Genomic DNA, 23,247 nt, shown 5'->3' with positions numbered 1-23,247 from the left:
GACAGCGAACAGCCCACCGGATGGTTGGGTGTTTATCAACATCGTGATAGTGAGTGGACGATGTCCAGATGGACGCTCACCGCGAGGGGGATCGATGGTGTCTGAGTCGTCGCTCGCTGTCTCGGGGCTCCCCGAGGGGGTGCGTGAGCGCGAGCAGTGGGTGTGCTGGCGCGAAGAGGATCGAGATGGGAAACCGACGAAGATTCCGGTGACGCCGGGGGCTGGTGGGTTCGCGTCGTCGACGGAATCAGATACCTGGAGTGATTTCGAGACGGCACTCGAGTACACCGAGACAGAGCACGCGGACGGCGTCGGGTTCGTGTTCACCGACGACGACCCCATCGTCGGCGTCGATTTGGACGACTGTCGCGATCCGGAGACCGGCGACGTCGACGATGCTGCGCGAGACATCATCGACCGATTGGATTCCTACACGGAGGTGTCGCCGTCCGGCACCGGCTATCACGTTCTCCTCAGGGGTGAACTCCCGGAGGGCCGGAATCGGCGGGGGAGCATCGAACTGTACGATACGGCGCGGTTTTTCACCGTTACCGGCGACCACGTTGACGAGACACCGACTCACGTCGCCCGCCGGCAGGACGCGCTCGCGGCGATTCACCGCGAGTACGTCCAGGACACTGGCAGCGACACGGCGTCCGAGTCCGAGCCCCGTGGCGCGACTAACGGGGAGTCAGCAACGAGCGGTGCAGTCAACGTCGAAGTTGACCTCGAGGATGAGGTGCTCCTCGAGAAGGCCCGGAACGCGTCGAACGGCGAGAAGTTCGAGCGGCTCTGGAACGGGAACACGGTCGGGTACGATAGCCAGTCGGAGGCTGACATGGCGCTGTGTTGTCTGCTGGCGTTCTGGACCGGCGGCGACCGGACGCAGATGGATCAACTGTTCCGTGAGTCCGGGTTGCTTCGCGAGAAGTGGGATGAGGTCCACTACGCGGATGGATCAACGTATGGAGAGAAGACCATCGAGCGAGCAATCACGAGTACCTCGGAGTTCTACGAGCCAGACGCCGGCGACGACACCGCGGACGCCCACGACCCCGCTACCGACTCGTCGGCAGCCACTGATACCGATGACTCGGAGCGGAGTCGGGCGTATTTGGTCGAGAAGAACCGGCTGCTGACCGAGCGCGTCGACGAACTCGAGGCGACACTGGCAGAGAAGAACGAGCGGATCGACACCCTCGAAGCAGAAGTCGAGCGACTCACCGAAGCACCCACAGACCGTGACCAAGAGCCAAGTAATCCCCACGAAGCGACCACTGTCGATTCTGGTGAGGACGGTACCGAGTCCGAGACAGCGTCCGTGTGGGGCCGGGCAAAAGGGTTGTTCGGGAGTAGCTCCGAGTAACAGCGAGACTGCGACGAAGCGTACGTCTCGGCTGGCGCGAAACGACAGTCAGCTGCAAAGCGGTTCGCCCGGATGCGGGATCGACGCGCTGGACCACGAGTCGTGGATTGCACTCGTGTTCCTCACTGTCGTCGTCGCGACAATCTGGCTGTAATGGCTGGCAGCAAGGAGCAGTTATTGCCCTTCCTCGTCAGGGTCGTGTCGGAATCCGCAGTTCGTCGTCGACTTCGTACAGATAGCCCTTCAAGAGCAGTTGCTCAATGTGTTCTCGTGCGTCGGCACGTTCACTCCCCTGCTCCACGAGATGCGCGACTGCGTCCGCTCGCGTGAGGCGTTCGTCATCCGGCAGCGTGTCGACGTACTGCTCGAGGTGCTCGAGCGCGGCTTCCTCACTGGAATTAATCGGCGTTCCCGAATCCCGCATTAGTTCTGCCTACGGTGGCCAGGGGTTAGGAATTCGGGTGAGCGTCGAGCGACAGCCACTCGCTCCACCGTCCCTTAGAGCGGAGCTCGATTAAAATCGCCAGCCGCTAACAGGACAGACACGTTGAAACGGTAAGTATAGGGGACGTAGATCGCGACTACGCCCGGAACGATCCGAGCCACTCTCCTTCTGTGTGACAGGAATTTTAAACTATGCGGGAGCACCACTAACTGCATGCCTTCTCGCAGGTCAATACTCCTTGAGGAGATGGTATGGCCAGAAGTCGAATCGGCGCTCGAAAACGGAACACGGACGGCGATCGTTTCCGTCGGCTCGATCGAACAGCACGGTCCCCACCTCCCGTTGAACATGGACACACTGGACGGTGACGAACTCTCGCAGCGGATCGCGGAGAAACTGGGAGATGCCCTTGCTGCACCAACGATCCGGCCCGGCTGCTCAGGACACCACATGGAGTTCCCGGGCACTATCACTATCCCGCCCGAGACACTGATGGATGTGATCAGAGCATACTGCCGGTCGCTCGATGACCACGGCTTCGAACATATCGTCTTAGTCCCGACGCACGGCGGGAATTTCGGTCCGGTCAAGACTGTCGCACCAGATGTCGCTCGGGAAATCGAAGCCACTGTGATTCCCCTGGCTGACCTCGATGAGCATATGCAGTTACTGAATGATGGCCTCAGCGAGGCGGGGATCAAATACAATCAAGACGTGATTCACGCCGGTGCAGCCGAGACGGCGGTGGTGTTGGCGGTAAATAAGGATCTCGTAAGGCTGGAGAACATCGAGTCCGGCCCTGAAGGGAAGATTTCTACCGCTCGCCTTCTGAGCGAGGGGTTCAAAACCATCACCCAAAACGGTGTGCTTGGCGATCCGGCTGAAGCAACCGCTGAAGCCGGCGAAACCATCATTCAGAACGTGGTTGATACCTACGTTGATCACATCAAGAATGAACGTCGTTCTGTGTAGACATTCACCTCCACCGAGGTTGAACGATTAATACGCACGAGCCATCCAACGGTTGTTCCAATAGGAAACGTATCGAACGAATAGGCTTCAACACAGCCGAGAGCGGCGATTATTCCTGGTCAGCGTGGTCGTCGTCATCCGAAACCCGTCCGCCCGGGAGAACAACCCGCAGACGCTGCCCGTGTTCGAGATCGTCTGGTGGGTCTTCGAGGCGAAGCAAGAGCGTGCCGTTGCCCGCATCGACGACGCGGGCGTCGACACCACGGTCGGTGACGGCCGCTTCGATCCGGTCGAGACGAGCATCCAGTCCCCCGAGGGCCGTCTCGATGTCCGGGTCGTCGCCTGTCGCCGCCCAGTCCTCGGCCGACCCGTCAGCCAGCGCTGAGCCTGCCGCATCCTCCCGTCCGTCGGCATCCTGCTGGGTGGTAGCTGTCTCCTGGTGCGTCTGCGCGTCGCGCTCCACCGAGAGCCGGTCGCGAAGCGCTTCCAGGTCGAGTCCTTCCGCCTCGAGATCCACGTCCTCAAGTCGCGTTACCGACGGCAGCGGAATCTCCTCGTCCGCGAGCGCGTCGCCGAGCGTCCCGCCCATCGTGGTCGGCCCAGACTGCACCCGACGTTTCGTCGACGCCGTCACCCACGGTGGCGGCGTCCAGCCCGAGTCGTCCAAGAGCGTGTAGCAGGCCGTGTCGTCGGTCGCCCAGACGAAACTATCGTACTTGTCCTTGTACTGGTCCGCGGCGGCGCCCTGTTGATGCGTGATGACGACGTGGACCGGCGAGAGCGCCTCGACGACATCGTCGATCGTCTGCGGCGTCGGGTGGTTGCTGAGCGAGAACTGGTGGGTCGTACACGCCGCGCTCGCCACCGGATCAGTCCCGCCGTTAATGAGTTGGACGAGCGTCGCGCCGGGGTCGTCGGCAATCGTCTCGAAGAGGCGTTTGGCGCTCCCGTCGATCGGTACCTCCGGCCCGGCGATCGTCACGCCATCCGCCTCCAAGACCGCTGCTGGGTCAGCGAACTCGGCGGACGTCTCGACGTTCGGGACGGTGTACTCGAGGCGGTCGTAGAGCTTCGCGACGTGGCCAGCAAGCGTGATGGGCAGTCGTTCGTCCCACTGGTCGGCGAGGTGGCCGAGGAGGTACGCGAGGTGGAGCCCAGTCAGGCCGCTGGCAGTCGTGAGGACGGTCGAGCCGGCCCAGACGCGTTCACAGATCGCCCCGACAGCGTCGGTGAGCGTCGCTTCGAACGTCTCGCTCGTCGCAGCGGTCAGCACGAGGACGTCGACGTTCACGGGGAGGTCGCGATCGAAACCGGGATAGCCGGCTGCGCGTCGGGTCGTGAAATCACCGGTGACGAGGATCGTTCGGCGCTCGTCGTCGGCAGTGACCTCGAAGAGGAAACCCGCTGCGCCCGGCGTGTGGCCGGCCGGCACGGGATGGACGCGGAGGCCGGACACGATCCGCGTCCACTCCGCGATTGGTTCCAGCTGGTCGAGCACACGGTCCGTGTTCGTGAGGTCGTAGTGGGCGGCGCCGGCAGCGAAGACGTCCTCGAGCATGGTGGCCGTGTCGGTGGCGGCGTACACCGGCGCGCCGTGGGCGAGGGCGTCGCCGAGCGACTGGTAGTGATCGAGGTGGGCGTGGGTGAGACAGATCGCGGCGAGATATTCGTCGGCGTCGTCGTCGAGGAGATCGTCGGTCGAAACGTTCTGGCCAGCATCGACGAGCACGCAGACCGTCTGGTCGGCGAGCAACCCATCGATCCGCAGGACGACGGATTCGCGCCCGGAATACGGGTTCGCGTGCTGGAACTGGATCTCCATCGATATCTGTCCTATCAGCGGCCGGCACAATATATCATCGCCTCACCGGTGGAACATACCGCGTTGTGAGGTTTCCGTCGAGGTACAGTGGACGAGTCTGCGTCATGCAGTCACCTCCCTTCGCTCCCGATCTCTGCTTCATGTCTATCGTCGCCAGGAGGCGCGAGGCGCGCTCCTGACCGTGCTTCGCGAGAGTACCCATGACTGAACCAGACGCATTCGACGATACGACAGCCGATTATGAACGACTCGAAACCGAACTCCTCGCCCAGGACCGAGATGCAGCCCGCCCCTCGACGGCGGACGTCGACGAGACGACGGCGCGACAGCTCGTCAGTGACCTCGTCGACGACGATCTCGTGACGGCGGTCGCCGAGCAGCGAGTCCTCGTTCACGAACCGAGTGGCGAGGCGTTCGACGCGATCCGCCAGCTAGCTGTCTTCCATCGAGGATGGACGGCCGCGCAGGACGCCGGCGCGGAGGATGAGTAATGCAACAGACGCTCTCCGGGTGTGCGTTCTGTGACGCGCCCTCTGGTTCGAAGATCGGTGACGCCCATACCTGGGGTGCCGATGAGCGGGTTACGCACGCGATCTGCGTCGACTGTGCCATCCAGGAGCAGGCTGAGCCCGTGGACCGAGATCACCATGCTTGTGACAGCTGTGGCCTCGTTGTCGACACGCTCGCTGCGCTGACTCGGTTCCGCGTGGAGCTCGGGCATCTCGAGGGACCGCTACACCTCTGTGTCCGCTGTAGTCCAGGTGGGCCGGCAACGTACTGGACGCGGGAGCTCGACGACCATCTCGTCTCGACGCCCGAGTCGGGGTGAACTGACCCCAACATTCTTTATTGATTCGCTGTAAACTGTAATCACTGCCGAAGCCATGTCACGCACCTCGAACCGGGCCGACGGCGAGGTCATCCGCGACTTCCTCTCGGTCGCGGACCTCCTCGAAGAACCAGCCCTCGCCCAGCTGTACGCGTATCTCGCTCGCGAGGGCGAGTCGACCGTCCAGGAACTAATGGACGCCCTCGACCTCGCGCAGGGCACGGCCTACACCTACGTCAACCGGCTCGTCGACGCCGGCGTCATCGAGGCAACCAGCGAGGAACAGCCCCGGCGGTACGTTGCGCGGGAGATCGACCTGACCGTGACAACGGCCGCTGGCGACCGTGAGTACACGATCACGCCGGCGCTCATCGACGCCGTCGGCCGGCGGGCGACCGACGACGACATCGATACGTACATCGACCGGCACGGAATCGCCGGGCTCGCGACGGCGCTCACCTACGCTGTCGACCGCGAACGGGGCGAGATCACCCACCGCCTGATGGCCCAGGACCTCGACATCTCGCCGCTCGCAGCCGAGATCATTCTGCAGGCACTCCGGCCCGTCGTCCTCGAGCACTTCGACATCGAGACGTCGGGCGCGTCGGGCGCGGATATCGGCGGCGTCGACGAGGACGTCGTCGACGACGCGTGACCGCCATCCATATCGCGGATGCCGGCCTGTTCGTCGCGATGGGCCAACCGTCGAACCGGCGGTATCAGGCCGTCCGTACGTTCGCCCGCCGGAACGACATCACATTCGTCCTCCCCGAGCGAGTATACGACGAATTGACTGTTGAGGTGGACGACGTCGAGACCCCGCCGATCGACACGGCGATCGAGGAGGGATGGACGCGTGTGGCAGCGCCGCTGGACTACTCGCTGGGACTGGTGTCGCGGACGATGGATGGCGTCCAGCGATACATTGCGAACGCGGATGACCGGCCGGCCGACGAGATCGAGCGTGCCGATCCAGCATTGGCAGGCGTCGCTGCCCATGCGTTTGTCGAGGGGGGCTGCAGACCACGCGTACATCTACACGACGGATTCGCTCGCTGGAGAAGAGGCTGAAGCAGTCCTCGCAAGCGAGGGGTACGGCGACTCGGTGACGTATGTGAATGGCTTCCGGTTCGTCGAGGACCTGCTCGAGTAGTCCGCTTCCGGGCGAGCCCGTCTACCGGTTACTGGTAGTCCGGCAACGACAGTCGTGCGCTTCTCGAAAGCCCTCGGCCGCTCGGCATCCCGCGACCCGCGCTGCGCTCCTCGTACCTGTGGTGCTTGCGGGGTCGGGGGACGACCGAGACGGCCTCGCCCTTTCTGAGTCCACCAGGATGCCGGCTGGGTCACCGAGCGTCGAACTCGGGTGCTCAGTTGGTTCGGTACGGCCCGCCCCGCTCGCCGCATTCCGCCCTCCGCGTCGCTCGCGACCGACCATTCCGGGCATGCGGGCGCTCTCCGCACCGCGAGCGCCCGTTCCGGGCTAAAATGGATGTGCCCTCGGCGCCAGCGGGTATCCCCGTCGGTTGCGCCCCTCGCGGGCTTTCGCGTTCCAGCGCTTGGTGCCGCCTGCGCTGGCGCGCGCCACACCGCGGCGCGCGTTCTCGGCGACAGTCGCCCTGGACACGGACCCGCAGTCCGGGCCGGACACGAGCGGGCATATCCCGCTGGCCGCTCGCTCCGGGCGGGTCGGCGCGCGGTGCTGGATGGTTGACCTCCTCGGGCGCGCTCTCGCTCGCGCCCACAGGGCGCTCGCGAAGGCGCGAGCGAGAGCGCGCAGACGAGTCTGTCGGTCGTAGTCCATCGAGGAAATCCGCGATGTAGAGGCATCGCGGTGTCGGGCGCTGAGCGCCTTCAGGAATCAGGGTAGATTCCAATGTCAAGTAACAACGCCACCACGGATGTAGTTTCGGTCGATGAACAGGCATTCGAGCAAGCGGGCGGTCAGGCGGTCGATGAAGATGGCTTCCCGGTCGTCGACGAGACGCCGGCGTTCGAGGCGGCTGTCGAGCAGGAGACGCAGGCGAAGGTCGATGCGAACCACCCGGACGGGATCGCGGACACGAGCGAGGACCGGATTCACGGTGTCACCCTCGAACAGGAGGAGCGCATTCGGGCGCGGGACGCCGAACTGGAGCGCATCAGTGCCCAGGCCGAGCTGGGAACGCAGGACGGTCGGGAGCAGCGCACGCGAGAGGTCGTCAGCGAGCAGTGTGGTCGTGACAAACCGGCGCCGGCGGAGCGCACGGATCCCCGAGAGAAGCTCACGCAAGAGGAACTCGCGGAGGTCAACGAGCAAGCAATGCGGATCAGCGACGAGGTGAAGGGCGGCTGGTCGAGAGCGGTCGTCGCGAAGCAGCTGGCCGAGAAGGTGCAGCGCGGACGGGACGTCACGAAGGCGGTGCTGGAGACCCTCGAAGAACTGAAGGCTGCGCCGGGGGCGATCGTGCCCATCGCGGACGTGCCGGATGTCCCGGTCGGGGAGGTGACGGTTGAAGGAACTGTGCAGACCCTCTGGGAGCCGAGCAGTAGCGCGATACAGCAAGTCGGGCTGATAGCGGATGAAAGCGGGAAAATCAAATTCACCTGCTGGAAGAAGAGCAACCAAACAGTCGTGCAGGAAGGCGAAACGGTCCGGTTCCGAGCGGCAGCCAAAAACTGGTACGAGGGCCGGTGCTCAATCGCGCTGACCGGGTGGTCGGATATCCACTTCCCGGAACGCGGCCGCTGGTGGGAAGAATAGCGAGCGACGCAGTCTCTTTCTTTTTGAGTGCCAGACCAGACCCAAGCCCCACCGCCCCACCCTCCGCTCCCGGCCTCCCTCCAGTCGGCCGGCAGCCACAACCGGAGTCACAGCTTTGGGAGTGGTGTACCCAGAAACAAGACCGCTGTCGCGACGCAGTCTGTTTATTTGCCCCTTGGAGGGGCGGAGGGCACACCAAAACATGACCCCAAGCATCAATGTCTGAAGAACGTACCCTCACGGCCCGTGAACGGCTTCGCATTCACCTCCGCGAAGCCCGCCGCACGACCGACTCGCCAATCGTGGAAGCTCAGTTAGCCGCCGCGCTGGACGCTTGGAACGACCTGCCGCCGACACCTCTGCGGGAGTGTCCCGTCTGTGGGAAGGTCGGGCTTCCAGAGCGGATCCAACAACACAGATGTGAGTGAAAACGATAAGAGAAACAGTTTGAGCCTCTTTTCGGAATCGGGGGGCAATCACTTAATCAAACTCTGGCTTCCGGACGTACTCATCGAACCAGCGAGACGCATCTATCTGTGAAATCTTCCGCAACCGGCGGAGTCGCAACACTTCCTTGGCTATCTCTGATGTCTCTGACGGCAAGTCCTGCTGAACACCCCGAAGGTAGTTGTTCCGCAGCACGAGGTTCCCGTAGTTGAGACCGAGATCGACATCGATCTCCCGGTACGTCTGGAGGTTGTCGTGCTGGTACTCACGGTATCCCCGCTCAATACCTCCCTCAACAAGTCCCTGCATCAGGACTTGTGTCTCCTGCTTGCCTCCGGCGTACATCCCGTAACTGAAGAACTCGAAAAGAGTCAACCAACTCCAGAGCAACTGGTCAATGTCTGGTTGGGCCGATGTCCGTCCCTCTTCGTCCAACTGTCGACGCTCCCGCGACCAGTCGTAGGCGGGTTCGAACAGCTGCTGGATGTCTGCAAGAGGGAGGTTCTGGGCAATGATGTGGAAGTCGTAGAGGGAGTTCTTGATCCTTTCTCGAATATTGTATCGGCGTACATTCTGGGCATTCTTGTCGAGATTTTCACCAGATTGACCGAGAAGGATTTCCCGGTCGCGCTTGGTCAGGACACCTCGGTCTCGTTCGACCCAATCGAATTCTTCGGACATATATTAGCTTACCAGCTAATTATTCTCCCCGATTACTTAGTTTCTAGGCTCAGGGTGCAAATTGATTAATTTCATCCTCGTTCTGGTTGGTCGTGTATGTCCGGACTTGGACTACTCGCGGCGGTAGCGATGTTCGCACTGACAAATGTATTCGCGGGGATGCTCCCGACAACGTTCACCGGTGACGCCCAGCTCGCCGTTTGGCTGGTCGCGCTCGTCGTCGCCATTGCCAGCTACATTGCGGTCGAGCAGGCGATGGCCGGTGCGCGATAAAGAAGGGCAGCTCCTCGTAGATCGATTGCGTAAATAACGTCAACTACGGAGGGAGAATAAAAATCGAGGTGGCGCATTGAGAAGAATTTTGTATAATTGATGAAAACGAAGGGATATGGCCGACCCGTTGGCGCACTGGAATGATATTCTGACCATCCTCGCGTTCGCCGTCGCCGCCACCACGGGCTACTTTCAGATTCAGGACTTTCGCAAACGCCCGGCTCAACCCTCACTCATACACGCGATCAATCCAGAATTCCGCTCGCGCAGTCTGGGGGAATCCGATGGACTCCGGGAAGCCTCGTTCAACTTCTCCGTAGAGATGGAGAATAAAGGGCGTAACGGCTTCAGCGTGTCTCGTGTGACTTTCACCCCTCAGCACGGAGACCCGGCGGAGGTGGAACTGCAGGATGGTGAGCAAAGCGACGCAACCCAATTCGACGGCCACGCTTCACGTGAATTGTCTTTCAGAGGGACCACCACGCTCCCCAACTCTCACCCGGATGAAATTGTAGCAACAATCGAGGTGGAGACGCCAGCCGGGAACGATTCCTTACAGACGACTTTTACGTGCCTGGAGCGTCGCTGATCCCATCCGTGGAACCGGGCGCACCGTTCACAAACCATTTCCGTTAGTTTGAATGTCGGCGTACATCCGGACCTAGTTTTCTAACAGTGGCATCACGTACTTCAGATGCTGGTACTCCACTGAGTTATGTTCGAGATCGCTTTCCTGCGCGATCCTAACCTCCTTCAGCGAGATGGGGTCTATCGACTCCACACCACCGAACTCGTCCGGGAGGCCGTCCATCGGCCCTGACCCTCTGTCCACCAATCGCTCGGTAGTGAACGTGTTCAGCATCACCCGGTCGCCTTCGTAGTGGTCCTTGAACCGCCTGAAATGTGAACCCAGAGGGTTGTCGAAGTCCTGCGCCATTATCACCTGAAACCGATTCTGGTAGTGCTCTCTGATCTTCCCTTCCTCAATCTGTTTCCGCTCGACCTCCTTCGCGGCCTCTTTCAGACTCTCTCGTTCATCAGAAGGGTAGATGTAGGTCATATACCCCCCATCGTTCAGTTCGACAAAGCTCATTTTGATGTTGCCATCTCGGTCAACGTCCTCGTCGTAGTTCCACGCCCGAATGGTTTCGAGCGCGACTCGGGCAATTTCCTTGTCGTCGAACAACAGGCCAATGCCCCACATCCCGCGGTCATACTGGTAGAGGTTGCCCTGCCACGCATCCGAATCCCACGTCTCCGGCAAGGGCTGGACAAACATACTCTGCACCATCAGGGAGATGCGTTCAAAGAACAGGTCGAGGGAGGCCAACGCGACTGCGAGGACGACACTGATCGGTGGAGGAATTAGAAGAAGACTCGTAAGGATACCTAGAGCGGTGACTGTTCTAGAGCCCCATACGGCGAAGCTCTCGTACCGTTCGTCGAGGACTACCTTCGGTTTCCAGCCATCCAACTCAAAGCGGATGTGTCGTTTTAGACCAGCCCTTCTCATATGCAGTTTCGAGCGAGCGACAGCAAGACGCGATCGGAGACGGTCGGCAAGAGAACGGAGACGGGTAGACATACTCTCCAGATTACGGTAACGGATTAAAAAAGGACTCCGTCGTCTCACAAGCGACATGTCCCATCCTTTGTCGTCGACCACCAACCACACACGGCCAGTAATCCAGTTGGCCACTACATTGACACATCACTCGAGGCCGTGGTGGCCGTCCTTTTACTCCTCTCCCGAGATCGGGATTAGTCTGGTATCCGCTCGTCAGAGATGTCGAGACTGTAATCCTCACCGTTCTTTACCCTCCGAAACAGTTCGATAGCCTCCTCGGAATACCGACGAGGATTCCCACCTCCTTCGAGGTTGATGTGATAGCGATTATTGAAAGCCCGAATGTCGACACCAGTCTCCTCCTCGATCTGGGCGATTATATTTTGATTCAGGGGTGTATAGTGATCAAACCCGATCCGCTCAGCAGCCTTCTCGGGGGGGATGGTGTGGTCAAACTCAACTGGAGGTACCCCATCAACGTCATCACCGAGATACCCCAGCACCGTCCGTAACTCACCCTGATTAGTCGCCACATCCTCCAACCGCTGAACGTCCACGACTTCACCCCCTGATGACATTGAAGATACGACATCGTAGGTCTGCGCGAGCAAACTGCGAAGATACCGGGGATCGACAGCCAGTTCGTCTCCCTCAGCAAACGCCTCAAACACCCAGTCAAAGTCGTTGGCGACGATACTCTTCACGCGGAGGTGACCACCGTCATCCAATTTGATGTCGTGTTCTCGCGGGTACTCATCTCGATCTTCGGCAGCCTCGTCCCACTGGAGGAAGTAGATGTCTTCTGTGATGGTCTGGTCGTCGCTCAGTACCTCGTCGGCCCACGTGAGTACCTGTTGGACGTTGGTGTCGTCTGGTCGGTAACCAACGATCAGGAGCGGGTGTTCGGCGAAGTACGTCAGCATCTTTGAACTGAGGTACCGTCGGCGGTTGTTGAACTCGTGATAGTCTTCCTCGGTGAGTACGAGAGACCTTGGGTCGGAAACAGAACCATGGATGTGCAGAATCTCGCCGATGTTTCGGTACCGCGTTCGTAACACTTGCTCGCCGACAACGACCCGGTAGGAGGGAATTTCTTCGGGGTCAACCTCTCCATCCCTGTCGAAGCCAGCACTTCCCACACGGTCATCGTCCAGTAGATTGTCGTCGGTGACTTCCTCGTTGAAGATGGCTTCAAAGAAGCGGTCGTAGTTGGTAGTAATGACCGCGTGAGGCTGTATCTCCTGCAGCAGTTCAATCTCCCGTAGGGCCACGTCGAGCGAGATCTTCTCGTGAACGGTTTCCTCGTCCAGATCACCAACCATCTCGGGAGTCTTTTCCCGGATGTGGTCGGCAATCTTGGCCTTCAGGAAGACGTCACGGTCGTTCTCGTGGTCAAATATATTTTCATTCCAGCCGACAAGTTCGCTCTCGTCGTCCTCCTCGTCGTACTCACCGTAGTCGCTCCACGCCGACTCGGCATACTGTTCAGCGAGAAACTGACCGACTTCAGGTGGATCTCTAGTCTGCCGGTAGAAACCGTACTTCTGTTCAATACCGTTGCAGTCCTCCACGAGCGTCTCTAATAGTCCATCCCAACTGGGAGCCCCGAAGTACCGAATAGAGAGGCCAGTGCCAGCGAAAATAACGGGTTGACAGTTGGCTCTCGTGACTGTCTCTTGAATATCGGCGACCATCTCTTCTCGGTACTCCTCGAAGTCAGTCATACGATCAAATCAATTCCCCTACCTAATGACAGTGTGGGAATACGTGCGGGCAATTACCCAATCCAACTGAGACCGAAAAAGGCGTGGGTATACGATCGAGAGGCCGGACAGTCTCTTCCTCAATAGGAATGAGGTGTGAATTGGAGTCGAGAACTACGTCGCACATCAACCAATTTGACCTACCGGGTAATTTCTATTGACCCCTCAATGGGTGAGGGGCTCGCTGTACTGGCGAGTTCCCGAATCACGGTGAGAACGATGGCAACTAGAGACATCTACGAGAGCGGATTCGACGAAGACGTCCGAACGGAATCGAGTGCGAACCAGTGTCCCGAGTGCGAGGGTCGAGTCACCACCAACGCAGTAGAAACCATCTGTGAGGACTGTGGCCTGGTCATCGACGAGCAGCGGATCGACCACGGGCCAGAGTGGCGAGCGTTCGACGAAGACGAACGGGAGCGCACGGGCGCTCCGTTGACGGCGGCACGACACGATCGAGGGTTGTCGACGGAGATCGGCCGCGGAACCGATGCGAACGGGAACGAACTCTCAGGACAGAAGCGACGGCGGCTCACTCGGATGCGGCGTGAACAGACCCGTGGGCGGTTTCAGTCGAAAGCTGAACGCAACCTCGCACACGGGCTTAGTGAAGTCCGCCGGATCAGTAGTGCGCTCGAACTATCCGAGACGATCCGTGACCAGGCCTGCCAGCTATTCCGCAGCGCTCAGAACGAGGACCTCCTGCAGGGCCGGTCGATCGAGGCGATGGCCGCCGCGAGTGTCTACGGGGCGTGTCGGTGTAACGGGCGGCCGCGAACGCTCGACGACATCACCGAGTCGGCGCGCGTCGAGCAATCGCGGGTGACGAACGCATACACGACGCTGAATACGGAACTTGGCCTGCCAGCCCAACCCGTGACGCCGAGTGCGTTCGTTCCGCGGTTGGCCTCGGAGCTCGACGTCTCCGATCAAATCCGGCAGCGGGCTCGGCAGCTGGCGGAAGCATCCGAATCGACCGGAGCAACCACGGGAGTTCGACCGTCCGGGTTCGCCGCAGCCTGTCTGTACAAGGCCGGACGCGAAGACGGACGGTGGCTCACCCAGTCGGACGTCGCTGACGTTGCGAACGTCTCGGTGGTCACCGTACGGACCCACCGCGACGCGCTGGACGAACTGGCTGTCTAACGCCCACACTGCTGATTTTCGATTGTATGTCTGTAGGCTGATTGATGTGAGAGCCATTGTTTAAACCCGAAGACGAAGCATGATACGGCCAGATCACTCTATGACCGACCAGTACGCCGACTACGAAGCCCTCCGACCGCTCGGCGAAGCGACCCACGTTCCCGACGATCAACTCGCCAGTAGTAGTGGCGAGCCCCGGCGGCAACGCTCTGGTGGCGTCGACACGGACTATCCAGACGACCCGACAGAAGGTGAGACCGAGTGCGATTCCTGTGGAGCGTCGATCCCCGCTGGCCAGTCGAAGTGCCGGTTCTGTCTCACGAACCATCTCGAAGCAGCCGACGATCAGGACACATCGACTGCCGAACAGACTCTCCTCCATATCATCCACATAGTCGTTGAGGCGTCGACGTTCTACGGCGCCGTCGGGAAGGGATCTGCTGCGGCCACCCTCCTCGCGAAGGCAGACGATGACCCAGTAGTCGATGACTGCAAGCTAATCTATGATCTCGACGAGGAACCGGCCCCACGGCTTGTCGATCAGTGGCCCTCGCTCCCCTCGGCGACACGGGTCACGTCTGAATGTGGTAATCAGCTGCTCGCGGCTGCTCGTGAGCGGACGGCGTGGACAGAGACGACGCAGTCCTGTCACGACGGCGAGCACACGACGTTCCTCTACGACGAAACCGGGAGCGAGGTTCGCACCGAAGCTCGTCTTGCAAGCCTACGTGAGGACGCAGACAACGACCTCTGGCTGGTGCCAGCGATTGCGCTCCAGAAATCCGTTGACAAGACCGATACCGAACAGCCACGACGCGAGCGCCCAAACAGAACTCACCTCGAGTGTCGAGAGTGTGATCGGGAGACTAAGCATCGATTCCGCGAATTCGAGGCTGTCCCCGATGACGAGTGGACCGGGCAGCCAATGTGGGGCTGTCAGCGGTGCGGCACGCCACGCTACGGGCCCGAACCCGAAGCCGATCAGTAAAGACGACGTCAAATTAACCAACAATTCTGGTGTCGGCTCGGAGTTGTTGGTTAACAGAAGCCAGCTCGCGACCACCCGACGATACCACACCTGCTGACTGCCCGCCGGTGTTTTTCGGCGCCGAGAATTGGCGGAGGCGCACACATGGATCCACGAGACACCCCCGGCTATCGACTCCACCGCGCGCTCAGTAGCCTCACCAGTATCGACAGCGACCAATTGGAGCCCGCTGATCGAGGGCGAATTAGCACCGCGACGACGCTCCTCGAGCAGGTAGATTTTCTCACCCAACCGAATACGACGAGGGACGGTGACATCAACAGAGAATCCTGACAGCTCGACGCATCGGCAGCGCAACGTCATGTGGCCGTCACAGCGTGAGCAGTTGCTCGCCCCCTGAAAGGGTGCGGGGGCGCGAGACCGCTCCCGAGAACAATCCATGGCAACATTGCAAGCCGCAACGACATCGACCGGCGCGCTCGTATCGGATCCACAGGCAGTCCGCGAGCTCTGTGAGAACCACTGCTTCGGGACGCTCAACTGGGAAGTGGACGACGACGGCGAACTCGTTATCTGGGGCTACGACAGCTTCGAAGTGTACGAGGCCCGTGAGAACGGTCTTCCTGACTACGACGGTGGCATCGTCACTCACGAGTTCCTCCGGTCGCTCGCGGAGTATCTCGAACCGAACGAAGAATTCGACATCCAGACAGCCGGATTTACCAAGTGCCGGTTTCCCGTGCTGGCGAAACGGTACGTCGTTCGCGACGGCGAAGTCCTCCACGCGGACCTCAGTTCCCCCGACCCGATCGACGAGTAGCGTTGTTCGTCCCCCGGGAGGGGTGCGGGGCGATCCAGTCGTGGGTCGTCCTGCAAGGAGATTGTTCAATGGGCCACCGCGCACTCGTTGCGTACGAACGCACAGACGGACAGTACACGCTCCACTACTCTCATTGGGGTGCAGCGAATCTCAAGCTCAAGCACCGAATCTCGGCCGAAACACCGTTCGGTGGCGACGACACCGACTCGAAGTGGGCGAAACAGCTGCTGGCGGAACTGGCCGATGGCCTCGAAGCAGATGGCGTCGACGGCTACCTCGCCGGCGAGGATCGTCCGTCGTCGGTCGTCAAGCCGAAGCCCCGTGCCACCGGGCTCACCCTCGACGAGATCGTCGCGGACCACCTCGACTATCTCCACCACGAGGCGATCTTCGTGGTGTCACCCACCTTCGAGGTGACCGCCTATCGGACGCTGTGGTTCGGGCTGCAGTACGACTCGGAGACGGTCGAACAGGGAGAGACCGTCGGGAACGGCGCGCTCGCGACGGTGCGCTGGTACGACGGCAAGCCGGTCGGCGACGGCCACCTACAGGGACAGTTCGCGGCCCTCAAAGACGTCGTCGGCGACATGCTCGATAAGGGCGTCTTCACGCCGTCAACGGCGATACAGTATCTGAAACGGAAGCTCGCTGAGCGGGTCGGAGACCGACAGGAGCTGCTCATTCCGACCGGAGAATCACCCTTCGAGACAGCGAGTCTCGGCAAGCCGTAACACCAATCCCTTAGTGGATATCGGGGGACGTCTAAGTATGTCAAATCAGTCTGAAGATGACGTTCGTGTTTGGCTTGTCGAACGGACGTACTCCGATGACGAGCAGAACCTGATCATCCTCACCTACGCAACACCCGATGGAGAACAGTACTATCGGAAGGAACGCGCACTCACGTCCTTCACCGACGTCCGAGATACGACAGCAGCAGTCGATGCTGAACCCGGCAATCTTGGCATGGTCGATGACCCCGACCTCCAGGAGCAATACGCGGCCGAAGCACAGCGAATGCAGGAGGTTCACGACCCGGACGACGTGATCTGATACCCGCCAGTAGACATCGCCCCAAGCCATGGGTTATGTCGTGGCAGGCCTTAGTCGGGGTATGCGCGAACTCGTCTTCGCTCTCGAATACGAGCCCGGCTGCAACAGGGTGGCGGACGCCCTCGCAGACCACCCCGACGCTCGCGTTCGTTCACTCTCGCTGCACGCCACTGCCGACCAGCTCTGGCGAGTCGACCATGCCACCGGCACTCCGGACGCACTCGACGCCATCGAGGACGCGTTTCGCAACAGCGACTACTACGCCGACTGTCTCGCCACCGAGGACTGCGGCGCAACCCAGACCACCCGTGTCCTCGACCGCACGGACGACACGCTCATCCTCTACTCCGACTGGGAGCGGACCCCTGCCTGTGCCTCAGTCCCCCACATCGCCCGCGACCACCTCGGCGACGGTGTGCTGTTCGAGACCCGTCACGAGGGCCGCCACTACACGTGGCGGCTCATTCACTCCGACGAGGGCGATGTGGCGGCGTTCTTCGATTCCCTCGGGGTTGCCGTCGGGGAATGCGCCCAGATGGAGATGCTCCGCACCGCGGATACGACGACATCAGCTGGGGGAGGCGACGGGACACCGAGCGGCCTGCCGCCAGCACAGGAGGCCGCACTCCAGGCCGCTGTCGAACACGGCTACTACGAGTCACCCCGCGAGGTCGACGTCGGCGAACTCGCCGAGCATCTCGACGTGCCACGGTCAACACTCACCTACCGACTCCGTCGGGCGGAAGAACATTTGGCGAAGCAACATGTCGCCGGCGAGCGGGTAGCGGAAGAACGGCTGGCATCGCACTGAGGGCCGCAGTTGGAATATTCCAACAAAGACATATGGAACTCCCACTCCTACCGTGAGGTAATGACAGAGAATCCGGACGCAGCAGGAGAAACGAGCGGCGGCGGACAGCGACGTGAGCTGACCGCCCGCCTCGCCGTTCCCGAGATGGACTGTCCCTCTTGCGCCCAAAAGGTGGACAAGAGCCTCCAGCGTGTCGACGGCATTACTGACGCCACGCTCCAGCCGACCACCGGCACGGCCAACGTCACGTACGACCCTGATCGGACTAGCGAAGCCGACGTAATCAAGGCGATTGAAGGCGCCGGCTACGAGGTCGTCGGGGGCTCGGACGCTGAGGGCGATGATGAGGACAACCAGGCGACCGACGGCGTCGACATCGCGCCACCATCGGAGGTCTGGACGAGTCCTCGCGCGAAGAAGACGTGGCTCGGCGCGGCGTTCGTCACGCTCGGCCTCCTCTTCGAATTCCTCCTCACCGGACAGAACGTCACGGTGGCGAGCGTCCTCGAGTACCCGCTCCACATCGCAGATGTCCTGTTCCTCGGCGCCGTCGCCGCCAGCGGCATCCCCGTCGTCCGTAGCGGGTACTACTCCGCGAAGAACCGAAGCCTCGACATCGACCTGCTGATGGGGACGGCGATCATCGCGGCGACCGGTATCGGCTACTTCGTCGAGGCCGCCACGCTGGCCGTCCTATTCAGCATCGCCGAGCTGCTCGAGGACTACGCGATGGACAGGGCACGGGACTCCCTGCGCGAGCTGATGGAACTCTCGCCCGACGAGGCGACCGTCCTTCGCGATGGTGAGGAAGTGACCGTTCCCGCCGAGGAGGTCGACGTTGGCGAGACCGTCGTCGTCCGCCCCGGCGACAAGATTCCGCTCGACGGAACGGTCATCGACGGCGAGAGTGCAGTCGACCAGTCGCCGATCACGGGCGAGAGCGTCCCCGTCGACAAGACTGCCGGCGACGAGGTCTACGCCGGCGCGATCAACGAAGAGGGGTACCTCGAGGTAGAGGTCACCTCGACCGCTGGCGATTCGACGCTCTCGCGCATCATCGAGATGGTACAGGGCGCACAGGCGAAGAAGACCGAGTCTGAGCAGTTCGTCGACCGCTTCTCCGGCTACTACACACCCCTCGTCGTCGTGCTGGCAATCCTGACCGCCGCTATCCCGCCGCTGGTTATCGCCGACCCCATCTCGGTGGACGTGGCCGGGTACGGGTTCACTTTCGCCGGCGACTGGCAGACCTGGTTCATCCGCGGGCTCACCCTGCTGGTAATCGCCTGCCCCTGTGCGTTCGTCATCTCCACACCCGTCTCGGTGGTGTCGGGCATCACCAGCGCCGCGAAGAACGGCGTCCTGATCAAGGGCGGCAACTACCTCGAAGCGATGGGCGAAGTCGATGCCGTCGCGCTCGACAAGACGGGGACGCTCACGAAGGGCGAACTCGCCGTCACCGATGTCGTCCCGGTCGGCGACACCACTGAGGATGATCTGCTCCGTCGCGCCGCCGGGCTGGAGCGGCGCAGTGAGCACCCCATCGCTGCGGCGATTCTCGCCCGTGCTGAGGAGGCGGGCGTGGGCGACCTGCCCGACCCGAGTGGCTTCGAGAGCCTCACGGGGAAGGGCATCCGGGGCGAGATCGACGGCGAGACGTACTATGCGGGCAAGCCCGCGCTCTTCGAGGAGCTGGGCTTCGACCTCGCTCGAGCACGCCGCGAGACAGACGGCGGCGTCGTGGCGGAAGAGGCGACCGAGGCCGACGACGGGGCGTTCGCCGAGGACGCGCTCACCTCACTGGAGCGGGAGGGCAAGACGGTCGTTATCGTCGGGACGGAGTCGGAACTGCTGGGTGCAATCGCCATCGCCGACGAGGTGCGCCCGGCCTCGAAGCGGGCTGTCGAACGCCTGCACGAGCTGGGCGTCGAGCGCGTGGTGATGCTGACCGGGGACAACGAGGGCACCGCCCGCGCCATCGCCGAGCAGGTCGGTGTCGATGAATATCGCGCCGAACTCCTACCCGACGAGAAGGTCGACGCAGTCGAGGAGTTACAGGCGGAGTACGGGGAGGTCGCGATGGTCGGCGACGGCATCAATGACGCCCCCGCGCTGGCCACTGCGGAGGTCGGCATCGCGATGGGCGCGGCGGGCACCGACACCGCCCTCGAAACGGCTGATATTGCGTTGATGGGCGACGACATCGGGAAACTCCCGTACCTGTACGACCTGTCGCATACGGCCAACGGCGTGATCCGGCAGAACATCTGGGCGAGCCTCGGCGTGAAGCTTCTGCTCGCGTTAGGCGTGCCGCTGGGCCTGGTCAGCGTTGCGCTGGCAGTCGTTGTCGGAGATATGGGGATGAGCCTCGGCGTCACCGGGAACGCGATGCGGTTGTCACGAATCGAGCCCGATCGAATCATCGACGCCTGATTCTGCGGCGGGAAGTGCGGGCAGGACGCTCTTCTTTCGGGACTTACCTCCGCTACATCGAGACTAGTTGTGGTTTGTCTGGGGCAGAAAGGACTGAGCCCCACCGTTGGCTCGTGATTTGATGCCCGAGAATTCAGACGACGATCCATTCCACGATTGCGAGTTAGATCCCGACGCAGTCCTCGGGACGCGCACCTTCCACGATGTCCTGTTCACCGATGAGACGGAGACACCGGTGAACGTGCTCACTGGCGAGACGCCCGCACATTCACAGGCGACCGTCGAGGAAGCGAAGGAGTTCGCTGCGAGTATTGACACCGACACGCCACAGATTGCACTTCCGGCGTCAGTTGAGACGCAAATCGAGACGCAGAGTAAGCCCTACACGTCGGCTGCGTTCTTCCACTTCAAGGCGACGGGCTCGCTAAGGCGTCACCGCGCCTACCACGCCGCATATGACTCGGATGCGTTCACCGTCGACTTCGAAGCTGACTACGAGTCCGGAAACCTGACCATCACAGTCGATCGAACGAACGAGTCCTAAGAATCGACCGCTAGATCAGGGTTTTTCGAGCGCCGGCGATGGGTGCCGGCGCAGCAGGAGCGAACGATCAACCACTCCCGGTGCGTCGGCGTTTCGAGGTGTTCGAGATGCACATGGTAATTTACGCTCTGGTAGAAGAATCGACCCACGACGACGCACTGGCCAGCGGAAAGTCGGTGTTCGACCGCCTGGTCGGCGCGGACCCACACGCCGGCGCAGTCTTCGACTACCACGTGACGTTCGATGAGGAGGACACGTCCGTTGCGGGGAAGGCGCGATGGGGTGAATTGCCGACTGCAGCCCCCGTCGACTCCGATGCCGGCCAAGACCTGCTTGAGCGTGGCTGGGAGGCGACGAAAGAGGAGTTCGAGCGGAATCTCGACCGGGTGAAAGAGGCCATCGACGAGCTCTCCGACGAGGAGATTATGCGCGACGAAGATCTCGCTCGGCACGCCTTCCACCAGGTTGGCGCCTACGACGGGCCAACGATCTTCCTGTACAACGAATATGCGAACGGGATCCGTCATCGCGAGCAGCTGGATCGAGTGCTGGAGGAGAGCGAGGAGCTCTGGATCGTGCCCGCCGACGTCCACTTCTAACAGATGTCCCGGATCACAAATTGGAAACGCGAGAGCCGCACGCCCACACTCGCATACCGGAATACCGAGACCGGCGCTCGGGCGGTCTTACACCGAGCACCGGATTCGTACCGCTACAAGTGGCGTGGCGTAATCCTCGTCGACGGCTACCCAGTGTGGTCGCGGGGGTACGAGACGAAAGACGCGAAATCGTTCCGTGACGAGCTCCGTGACCGGCCAGCGCCCGAACTGAGTTGTCCCGAGTGTCCGAACAGCGATATAGCAATCGGTGGGAAAACGGCTGACGGTGCGAAGGTTCAGCGCTGGGTCGAGTGTCGGAACTGTGGGTACGAAACATCCTCGCGAATCGTGTACGGCGCCGAGCGCTGATTGATAGGAGCGTATCTGCGGTGACGTTTATTTTGGGCCGGAATGGGTGGCCCGTCTCAATCGGGCCAGATTCACAGATGAGTCTGGAAGTCATCGACCGCCACAGCGAAGCACTGTTCGAGTTCCTCTGGTGTCCCGTCTGCGGGCACGAGATATTCAGTCACATTCCGTTCGAAGGTGTGTTCTGCAAGAACTGCAACACACAGGTCGAACTCCAAGAATCCCGAGAGACACGCGGCTACGAGGAGGCCGTGCTCGCCTGCTTCGACACCCACTCAACGTGGAACCTCCACGTCGACGAAAAGCTCCGTCGCGATCTACCCGATGGGTCGGCACGGGTGAAGATCCTCGGCGCACCGGGTGCCTACGAGGTCGACTGGTGGAGTCCAGCACCCGGCGATGACTGGCAGCCGGTCGAGCGTGGTGAATTCGATGAGGTCGACGAACCAGCCGATATCTCCCATCTCGCGTAGGGGCAAGCAGTCCCTGTGACTGTTTTTCACCCCCTGAGGGGTGCGGGGGTGCTCGAACGAGTAGCTCCCGAACAGACCAATGAGTAGACCTAGCGACACACACTCGATTGAACAGACACACCCAGCGAGCGACTGCGACATCGCCTACGTCGGGTATCGGCAGAGCGGGCAGGCTATCGTTGAGAAACGTCCCGGCCAAGAACGGCTCACACCAGAGCGGAGTCTCGCGCTGGTGAATCACAGTCCCTCGGGATTCGAATGGGGATATGGTGGTAGTGGTCCGGCACAACTCGCGCTCGCACTCCTCCTCGACTACACAGGTGACGAAGCGTTCGCCCTCGACCACTACCAGGCATTCAAAACCGAGGTCGTGAGCCAACTGGACTGTGCTGGGTCTGCTGGACGCTGGCGACTCACCGGACCCGAGATCGACGCAATCCTTCACGAACCATCCAGAGAGCCGGTTGCACCGTCCATCTGAATATCAATCACCGAAGGTAACCCATGTCAGAACATACCCAACCATCTCGTGCGGATGACGAATCGACCGCAGCCAGTGAACAGACGACACGAACGGAGTACGTCGAACGCAGTGACGTCGGCGTCTCCCTCACCGTGAAGCTTACTCGCGGGACGGGCACCCGCGATCAGGACAAAATCGTGGCCAAAGCGAAAGGCAAGACTCTCGAAGACGCTCGCGAGGACATGGAGATTCTTCGGGAGTACATCCACGATCTCGCTGAGGACGCCCGCCAGATCCAACCCGAGGAAGAAGACGAGTAACGGCGGGGGCTGTTTTTTGTCGCCTCAGCAGTGACGGAGGCGATCATCAGTGAGCAATCCAGACGGTCAAACAACAGACGCAAGCGATCTTTCGCCAGAACAACGGCTCGAGCCATCGAATACGCGACTCATCAACGCTGGTATCGTGACGATCAACAATATGGAGACGCTGCGAGCCTGCGTCGCCTACGAGAACGCGAATCAGCAACGGGTCCAGATCCTCCGCCAGCTTGAACAGCGGGCCAGCGAACTCCGCGCACAAGACGATTGACCCAACGCCCGGAGGTGTCTGTCGGAGCCTCGGTGGGTGGAGGCTCAATCCA

Annotated in this window: 28 protein-coding genes and 1 pseudogene; 24 read left to right on the top strand and 5 right to left on the bottom strand. The window is 61.3% G+C overall.

Annotated features, from left to right (window positions below; all coding sequences use genetic code 11):
• Window positions 1-94: 94 nt before the first annotated feature.
• A complete protein-coding gene (locus tag NATPE_RS19955; protein ID WP_006183468.1) occupies window positions 95-1,366 on the top strand; it encodes a phage NrS-1 polymerase family protein in 1,272 nt (423 codons plus the stop codon).
• Between the two features lie 190 nt (window positions 1,367-1,556).
• Here the strand turns inward: NATPE_RS19955 and NATPE_RS19950 are convergent, their stop codons facing one another.
• On the bottom strand, window positions 1,557-1,790 hold the full coding sequence (locus NATPE_RS19950) for a hypothetical protein (RefSeq protein WP_006183467.1): 234 nt from the start codon (window positions 1,788-1,790) through the stop codon (window positions 1,557-1,559).
• 234 nt (window positions 1,791-2,024) lie between these two features.
• Between NATPE_RS19950 and NATPE_RS19945 the strand changes: the two genes are divergently transcribed.
• The gene (locus tag NATPE_RS19945; RefSeq protein WP_006183466.1) at window positions 2,025-2,783 is read left to right on the top strand and encodes a creatininase family protein; all 759 of its coding nucleotides are present in this window, start codon (window positions 2,025-2,027) and stop codon (window positions 2,781-2,783) included.
• A 109-nt stretch (window positions 2,784-2,892) separates the two neighbouring features.
• On the opposite strand, the gene NATPE_RS19940 is transcribed toward NATPE_RS19945, so the two are convergent.
• Window positions 2,893-4,605: an MBL fold metallo-hydrolase gene (locus NATPE_RS19940; RefSeq protein ID WP_006183465.1), complete on the bottom strand. Its 1,713-nt coding sequence runs from the start codon at window positions 4,603-4,605 to the stop codon at window positions 2,893-2,895.
• Window positions 4,606-4,805: 200 nt separating this feature from the next.
• Here NATPE_RS19940 and NATPE_RS19935 point away from each other — a divergent pair, with 200 nt between their 5' ends.
• The 5 genes and pseudogenes from NATPE_RS19935 (at window position 4,806) to NATPE_RS19915 (ending at window position 8,174) form a co-directional block, all read left to right on the top strand.
• Entirely contained in the window at window positions 4,806-5,096 is a 291-nt protein-coding gene (locus tag NATPE_RS19935) for a hypothetical protein (RefSeq protein ID WP_006183464.1), read from the top strand.
• Window positions 5,096-5,434, top strand: coding sequence for a DUF7558 family protein (locus tag NATPE_RS19930; protein WP_006183463.1), 339 nt, complete (start codon window positions 5,096-5,098; stop codon window positions 5,432-5,434). Before NATPE_RS19935 ends, NATPE_RS19930 begins: the two co-directional genes overlap by 1 nt.
• Before the next feature lie 55 nt (window positions 5,435-5,489).
• On the top strand, window positions 5,490-6,089 hold the full coding sequence (locus NATPE_RS19925; RefSeq protein ID WP_006183462.1) for a DUF7437 domain-containing protein: 600 nt from the start codon (window positions 5,490-5,492) through the stop codon (window positions 6,087-6,089).
• A pseudogene (locus NATPE_RS19920) lies at window positions 6,086-6,587 on the top strand (hypothetical protein). The gene NATPE_RS19925 and the pseudogene NATPE_RS19920 overlap by 4 nt, the downstream one beginning before the upstream one ends.
• A 720-nt stretch (window positions 6,588-7,307) precedes the next feature.
• Complete coding sequence (locus NATPE_RS19915; protein ID WP_006183460.1) at window positions 7,308-8,174, top strand: hypothetical protein; 867 nt, start codon at window positions 7,308-7,310, stop codon at window positions 8,172-8,174.
• A 480-nt stretch (window positions 8,175-8,654) separates the two neighbouring features.
• Here the strand turns inward: NATPE_RS19915 and NATPE_RS19910 are convergent, their stop codons facing one another.
• Window positions 8,655-9,302 carry a hypothetical protein gene (locus NATPE_RS19910; RefSeq protein ID WP_006183459.1) on the bottom strand — a complete coding sequence of 216 codons (648 nt, stop codon included), beginning with the start codon at window positions 9,300-9,302 and terminating at the stop codon, window positions 8,655-8,657.
• A 96-nt stretch (window positions 9,303-9,398) separates the two neighbouring features.
• On the opposite strand from NATPE_RS19910, the gene NATPE_RS22490 reads away from it, so the two are divergent.
• Window positions 9,399-9,575, top strand: coding sequence for a hypothetical protein (locus NATPE_RS22490; protein ID WP_015299296.1), 177 nt, complete (start codon window positions 9,399-9,401; stop codon window positions 9,573-9,575).
• Between the two features lie 115 nt (window positions 9,576-9,690).
• Window positions 9,691-10,164, top strand: coding sequence for a hypothetical protein (locus tag NATPE_RS19905; RefSeq protein WP_006183458.1), 474 nt, complete (start codon window positions 9,691-9,693; stop codon window positions 10,162-10,164).
• A 72-nt stretch (window positions 10,165-10,236) separates the two neighbouring features.
• Here the strand turns inward: NATPE_RS19905 and NATPE_RS19900 are convergent, their stop codons facing one another.
• Window positions 10,237-11,160 carry a hypothetical protein gene (locus NATPE_RS19900; RefSeq protein ID WP_233506125.1) on the bottom strand — a complete coding sequence of 308 codons (924 nt, stop codon included), beginning with the start codon at window positions 11,158-11,160 and terminating at the stop codon, window positions 10,237-10,239.
• A 176-nt stretch (window positions 11,161-11,336) separates the two neighbouring features.
• The gene (locus NATPE_RS19895) at window positions 11,337-12,866 is read right to left on the bottom strand and encodes an SIR2 family NAD-dependent protein deacylase (RefSeq protein ID WP_006183455.1); all 1,530 of its coding nucleotides are present in this window, start codon (window positions 12,864-12,866) and stop codon (window positions 11,337-11,339) included.
• 258 nt (window positions 12,867-13,124) lie between these two features.
• On the opposite strand from NATPE_RS19895, the gene NATPE_RS19890 reads away from it, so the two are divergent.
• The 15 genes from NATPE_RS19890 to NATPE_RS19825 all read left to right on the top strand — a co-directional run bounded on the left by NATPE_RS19890 (window position 13,125) and on the right by NATPE_RS19825 (window position 23,195).
• Window positions 13,125-14,051: a transcription initiation factor IIB gene (locus NATPE_RS19890; RefSeq protein WP_006183454.1), complete on the top strand. Its 927-nt coding sequence runs from the start codon at window positions 13,125-13,127 to the stop codon at window positions 14,049-14,051.
• A 100-nt stretch (window positions 14,052-14,151) separates the two neighbouring features.
• Window positions 14,152-15,039, top strand: coding sequence for a biosurfactant protein 1 (locus NATPE_RS19885; protein ID WP_006183453.1), 888 nt, complete (start codon window positions 14,152-14,154; stop codon window positions 15,037-15,039).
• 144 nt (window positions 15,040-15,183) lie between these two features.
• Window positions 15,184-15,372 (top strand): hypothetical protein, encoded by a 189-nt coding sequence (locus tag NATPE_RS21805; RefSeq protein WP_015299294.1) that lies wholly within the window; start codon window positions 15,184-15,186, stop codon window positions 15,370-15,372.
• A gap of 106 nt (window positions 15,373-15,478) precedes the next feature.
• Window positions 15,479-15,859 carry a hypothetical protein gene (locus tag NATPE_RS19880; RefSeq protein ID WP_006183452.1) on the top strand — a complete coding sequence of 127 codons (381 nt, stop codon included), beginning with the start codon at window positions 15,479-15,481 and terminating at the stop codon, window positions 15,857-15,859.
• A gap of 68 nt (window positions 15,860-15,927) precedes the next feature.
• A complete protein-coding gene (locus tag NATPE_RS19875) occupies window positions 15,928-16,590 on the top strand; it encodes a DUF6735 family protein (RefSeq protein WP_006183451.1) in 663 nt (220 codons plus the stop codon).
• A 37-nt stretch (window positions 16,591-16,627) separates the two neighbouring features.
• On the top strand, window positions 16,628-16,912 hold the full coding sequence (locus NATPE_RS19870) for a hypothetical protein (protein ID WP_006183450.1): 285 nt from the start codon (window positions 16,628-16,630) through the stop codon (window positions 16,910-16,912).
• Window positions 16,913-16,973: 61 nt separating this feature from the next.
• Complete coding sequence (locus NATPE_RS19865; protein ID WP_006183449.1) at window positions 16,974-17,723, top strand: helix-turn-helix domain-containing protein; 750 nt, start codon at window positions 16,974-16,976, stop codon at window positions 17,721-17,723.
• Window positions 17,724-17,783: 60 nt separating this feature from the next.
• Window positions 17,784-20,156, top strand: coding sequence for a heavy metal translocating P-type ATPase (locus NATPE_RS19860; RefSeq protein ID WP_015299293.1), 2,373 nt, complete (start codon window positions 17,784-17,786; stop codon window positions 20,154-20,156).
• A 121-nt stretch (window positions 20,157-20,277) separates the two neighbouring features.
• On the top strand, window positions 20,278-20,700 hold the full coding sequence (locus NATPE_RS19855) for a hypothetical protein (RefSeq protein ID WP_006183447.1): 423 nt from the start codon (window positions 20,278-20,280) through the stop codon (window positions 20,698-20,700).
• A 107-nt stretch (window positions 20,701-20,807) separates the two neighbouring features.
• Window positions 20,808-21,299 (top strand): hypothetical protein, encoded by a 492-nt coding sequence (locus NATPE_RS19850; protein WP_006183446.1) that lies wholly within the window; start codon window positions 20,808-20,810, stop codon window positions 21,297-21,299.
• A gap of 3 nt (window positions 21,300-21,302) precedes the next feature.
• Window positions 21,303-21,668: a DUF7568 family protein gene (locus NATPE_RS19845; RefSeq protein WP_006183445.1), complete on the top strand. Its 366-nt coding sequence runs from the start codon at window positions 21,303-21,305 to the stop codon at window positions 21,666-21,668.
• 77 nt (window positions 21,669-21,745) lie between these two features.
• Window positions 21,746-22,141, top strand: coding sequence for a DUF7567 family protein (locus NATPE_RS19840; protein WP_006183444.1), 396 nt, complete (start codon window positions 21,746-21,748; stop codon window positions 22,139-22,141).
• A gap of 79 nt (window positions 22,142-22,220) precedes the next feature.
• On the top strand, window positions 22,221-22,622 hold the full coding sequence (locus NATPE_RS23145) for a DUF6166 domain-containing protein (RefSeq protein WP_006183443.1): 402 nt from the start codon (window positions 22,221-22,223) through the stop codon (window positions 22,620-22,622).
• Window positions 22,623-22,645: 23 nt separating this feature from the next.
• Window positions 22,646-22,924 (top strand): DUF7389 domain-containing protein, encoded by a 279-nt coding sequence (locus NATPE_RS19830; protein WP_006183442.1) that lies wholly within the window; start codon window positions 22,646-22,648, stop codon window positions 22,922-22,924.
• A gap of 49 nt (window positions 22,925-22,973) precedes the next feature.
• Window positions 22,974-23,195 (top strand): hypothetical protein, encoded by a 222-nt coding sequence (locus NATPE_RS19825; RefSeq protein ID WP_006183441.1) that lies wholly within the window; start codon window positions 22,974-22,976, stop codon window positions 23,193-23,195.
• Window positions 23,196-23,247 lie beyond the last annotated feature (52 nt).

The organism is Natrinema pellirubrum DSM 15624 (assembly GCF_000230735.2).
Taxonomy (GTDB): domain Archaea; phylum Halobacteriota; class Halobacteria; order Halobacteriales; family Natrialbaceae; genus Natrinema; species Natrinema pellirubrum.
This window is presented reverse-complemented; position numbering and strand designations above follow the sequence as displayed.

Bases quoted from the DNA above. Each gene is read 5' to 3' on its own strand.
- NATPE_RS19855 (WP_006183447.1), top strand. From the start codon at position 20,278: ATGCCCGAGAATTCAGACGACGATCCATTCCACGATTGCGAGTTAGAT.
- NATPE_RS19860 (WP_015299293.1), top strand. From the start codon at position 17,784: ATGACAGAGAATCCGGACGCAGCAGGAGAAACGAGCGGCGGCGGACAG.
- NATPE_RS19935 (WP_006183464.1), top strand. From the start codon at position 4,806: ATGACTGAACCAGACGCATTCGACGATACGACAGCCGATTATGAACGA.
- NATPE_RS19910 (WP_006183459.1), bottom strand. From the start codon at position 9,302: ATGTCCGAAGAATTCGATTGGGTCGAACGAGACCGAGGTGTCCTGACC.
- NATPE_RS19940 (WP_006183465.1), bottom strand. From the start codon at position 4,605: ATGGAGATCCAGTTCCAGCACGCGAACCCGTATTCCGGGCGCGAATCC.
- NATPE_RS19845 (WP_006183445.1), top strand. From the start codon at position 21,303: ATGTCCCGGATCACAAATTGGAAACGCGAGAGCCGCACGCCCACACTC.
- NATPE_RS19870 (WP_006183450.1), top strand. From the start codon at position 16,628: ATGTCAAATCAGTCTGAAGATGACGTTCGTGTTTGGCTTGTCGAACGG.
- NATPE_RS19925 (WP_006183462.1), top strand. From the start codon at position 5,490: ATGTCACGCACCTCGAACCGGGCCGACGGCGAGGTCATCCGCGACTTC.
- NATPE_RS19865 (WP_006183449.1), top strand. From the start codon at position 16,974: ATGCGCGAACTCGTCTTCGCTCTCGAATACGAGCCCGGCTGCAACAGG.
- NATPE_RS21805 (WP_015299294.1), top strand. From the start codon at position 15,184: ATGGATCCACGAGACACCCCCGGCTATCGACTCCACCGCGCGCTCAGT.
- NATPE_RS19905 (WP_006183458.1), top strand. From the start codon at position 9,691: ATGGCCGACCCGTTGGCGCACTGGAATGATATTCTGACCATCCTCGCG.
- NATPE_RS19930 (WP_006183463.1), top strand. From the start codon at position 5,096: ATGCAACAGACGCTCTCCGGGTGTGCGTTCTGTGACGCGCCCTCTGGT.
- NATPE_RS19955 (WP_006183468.1), top strand. From the start codon at position 95: ATGGTGTCTGAGTCGTCGCTCGCTGTCTCGGGGCTCCCCGAGGGGGTG.
- NATPE_RS19840 (WP_006183444.1), top strand. From the start codon at position 21,746: ATGAGTCTGGAAGTCATCGACCGCCACAGCGAAGCACTGTTCGAGTTC.
- NATPE_RS19950 (WP_006183467.1), bottom strand. From the start codon at position 1,790: ATGCGGGATTCGGGAACGCCGATTAATTCCAGTGAGGAAGCCGCGCTC.
- NATPE_RS19900 (WP_233506125.1), bottom strand. From the start codon at position 11,160: ATGTCTACCCGTCTCCGTTCTCTTGCCGACCGTCTCCGATCGCGTCTT.
- NATPE_RS19830 (WP_006183442.1), top strand. From the start codon at position 22,646: ATGTCAGAACATACCCAACCATCTCGTGCGGATGACGAATCGACCGCA.
- NATPE_RS19850 (WP_006183446.1), top strand. From the start codon at position 20,808: ATGCACATGGTAATTTACGCTCTGGTAGAAGAATCGACCCACGACGAC.
- NATPE_RS19875 (WP_006183451.1), top strand. From the start codon at position 15,928: ATGGGCCACCGCGCACTCGTTGCGTACGAACGCACAGACGGACAGTAC.
- NATPE_RS22490 (WP_015299296.1), top strand. From the start codon at position 9,399: ATGTCCGGACTTGGACTACTCGCGGCGGTAGCGATGTTCGCACTGACA.
- NATPE_RS19945 (WP_006183466.1), top strand. From the start codon at position 2,025: ATGCCTTCTCGCAGGTCAATACTCCTTGAGGAGATGGTATGGCCAGAA.
- NATPE_RS23145 (WP_006183443.1), top strand. From the start codon at position 22,221: ATGAGTAGACCTAGCGACACACACTCGATTGAACAGACACACCCAGCG.
- NATPE_RS19915 (WP_006183460.1), top strand. From the start codon at position 7,308: ATGTCAAGTAACAACGCCACCACGGATGTAGTTTCGGTCGATGAACAG.
- NATPE_RS19895 (WP_006183455.1), bottom strand. From the start codon at position 12,866: ATGACTGACTTCGAGGAGTACCGAGAAGAGATGGTCGCCGATATTCAA.
- NATPE_RS19890 (WP_006183454.1), top strand. From the start codon at position 13,125: ATGGCAACTAGAGACATCTACGAGAGCGGATTCGACGAAGACGTCCGA.
- NATPE_RS19885 (WP_006183453.1), top strand. From the start codon at position 14,152: ATGACCGACCAGTACGCCGACTACGAAGCCCTCCGACCGCTCGGCGAA.
- NATPE_RS19880 (WP_006183452.1), top strand. From the start codon at position 15,479: ATGGCAACATTGCAAGCCGCAACGACATCGACCGGCGCGCTCGTATCG.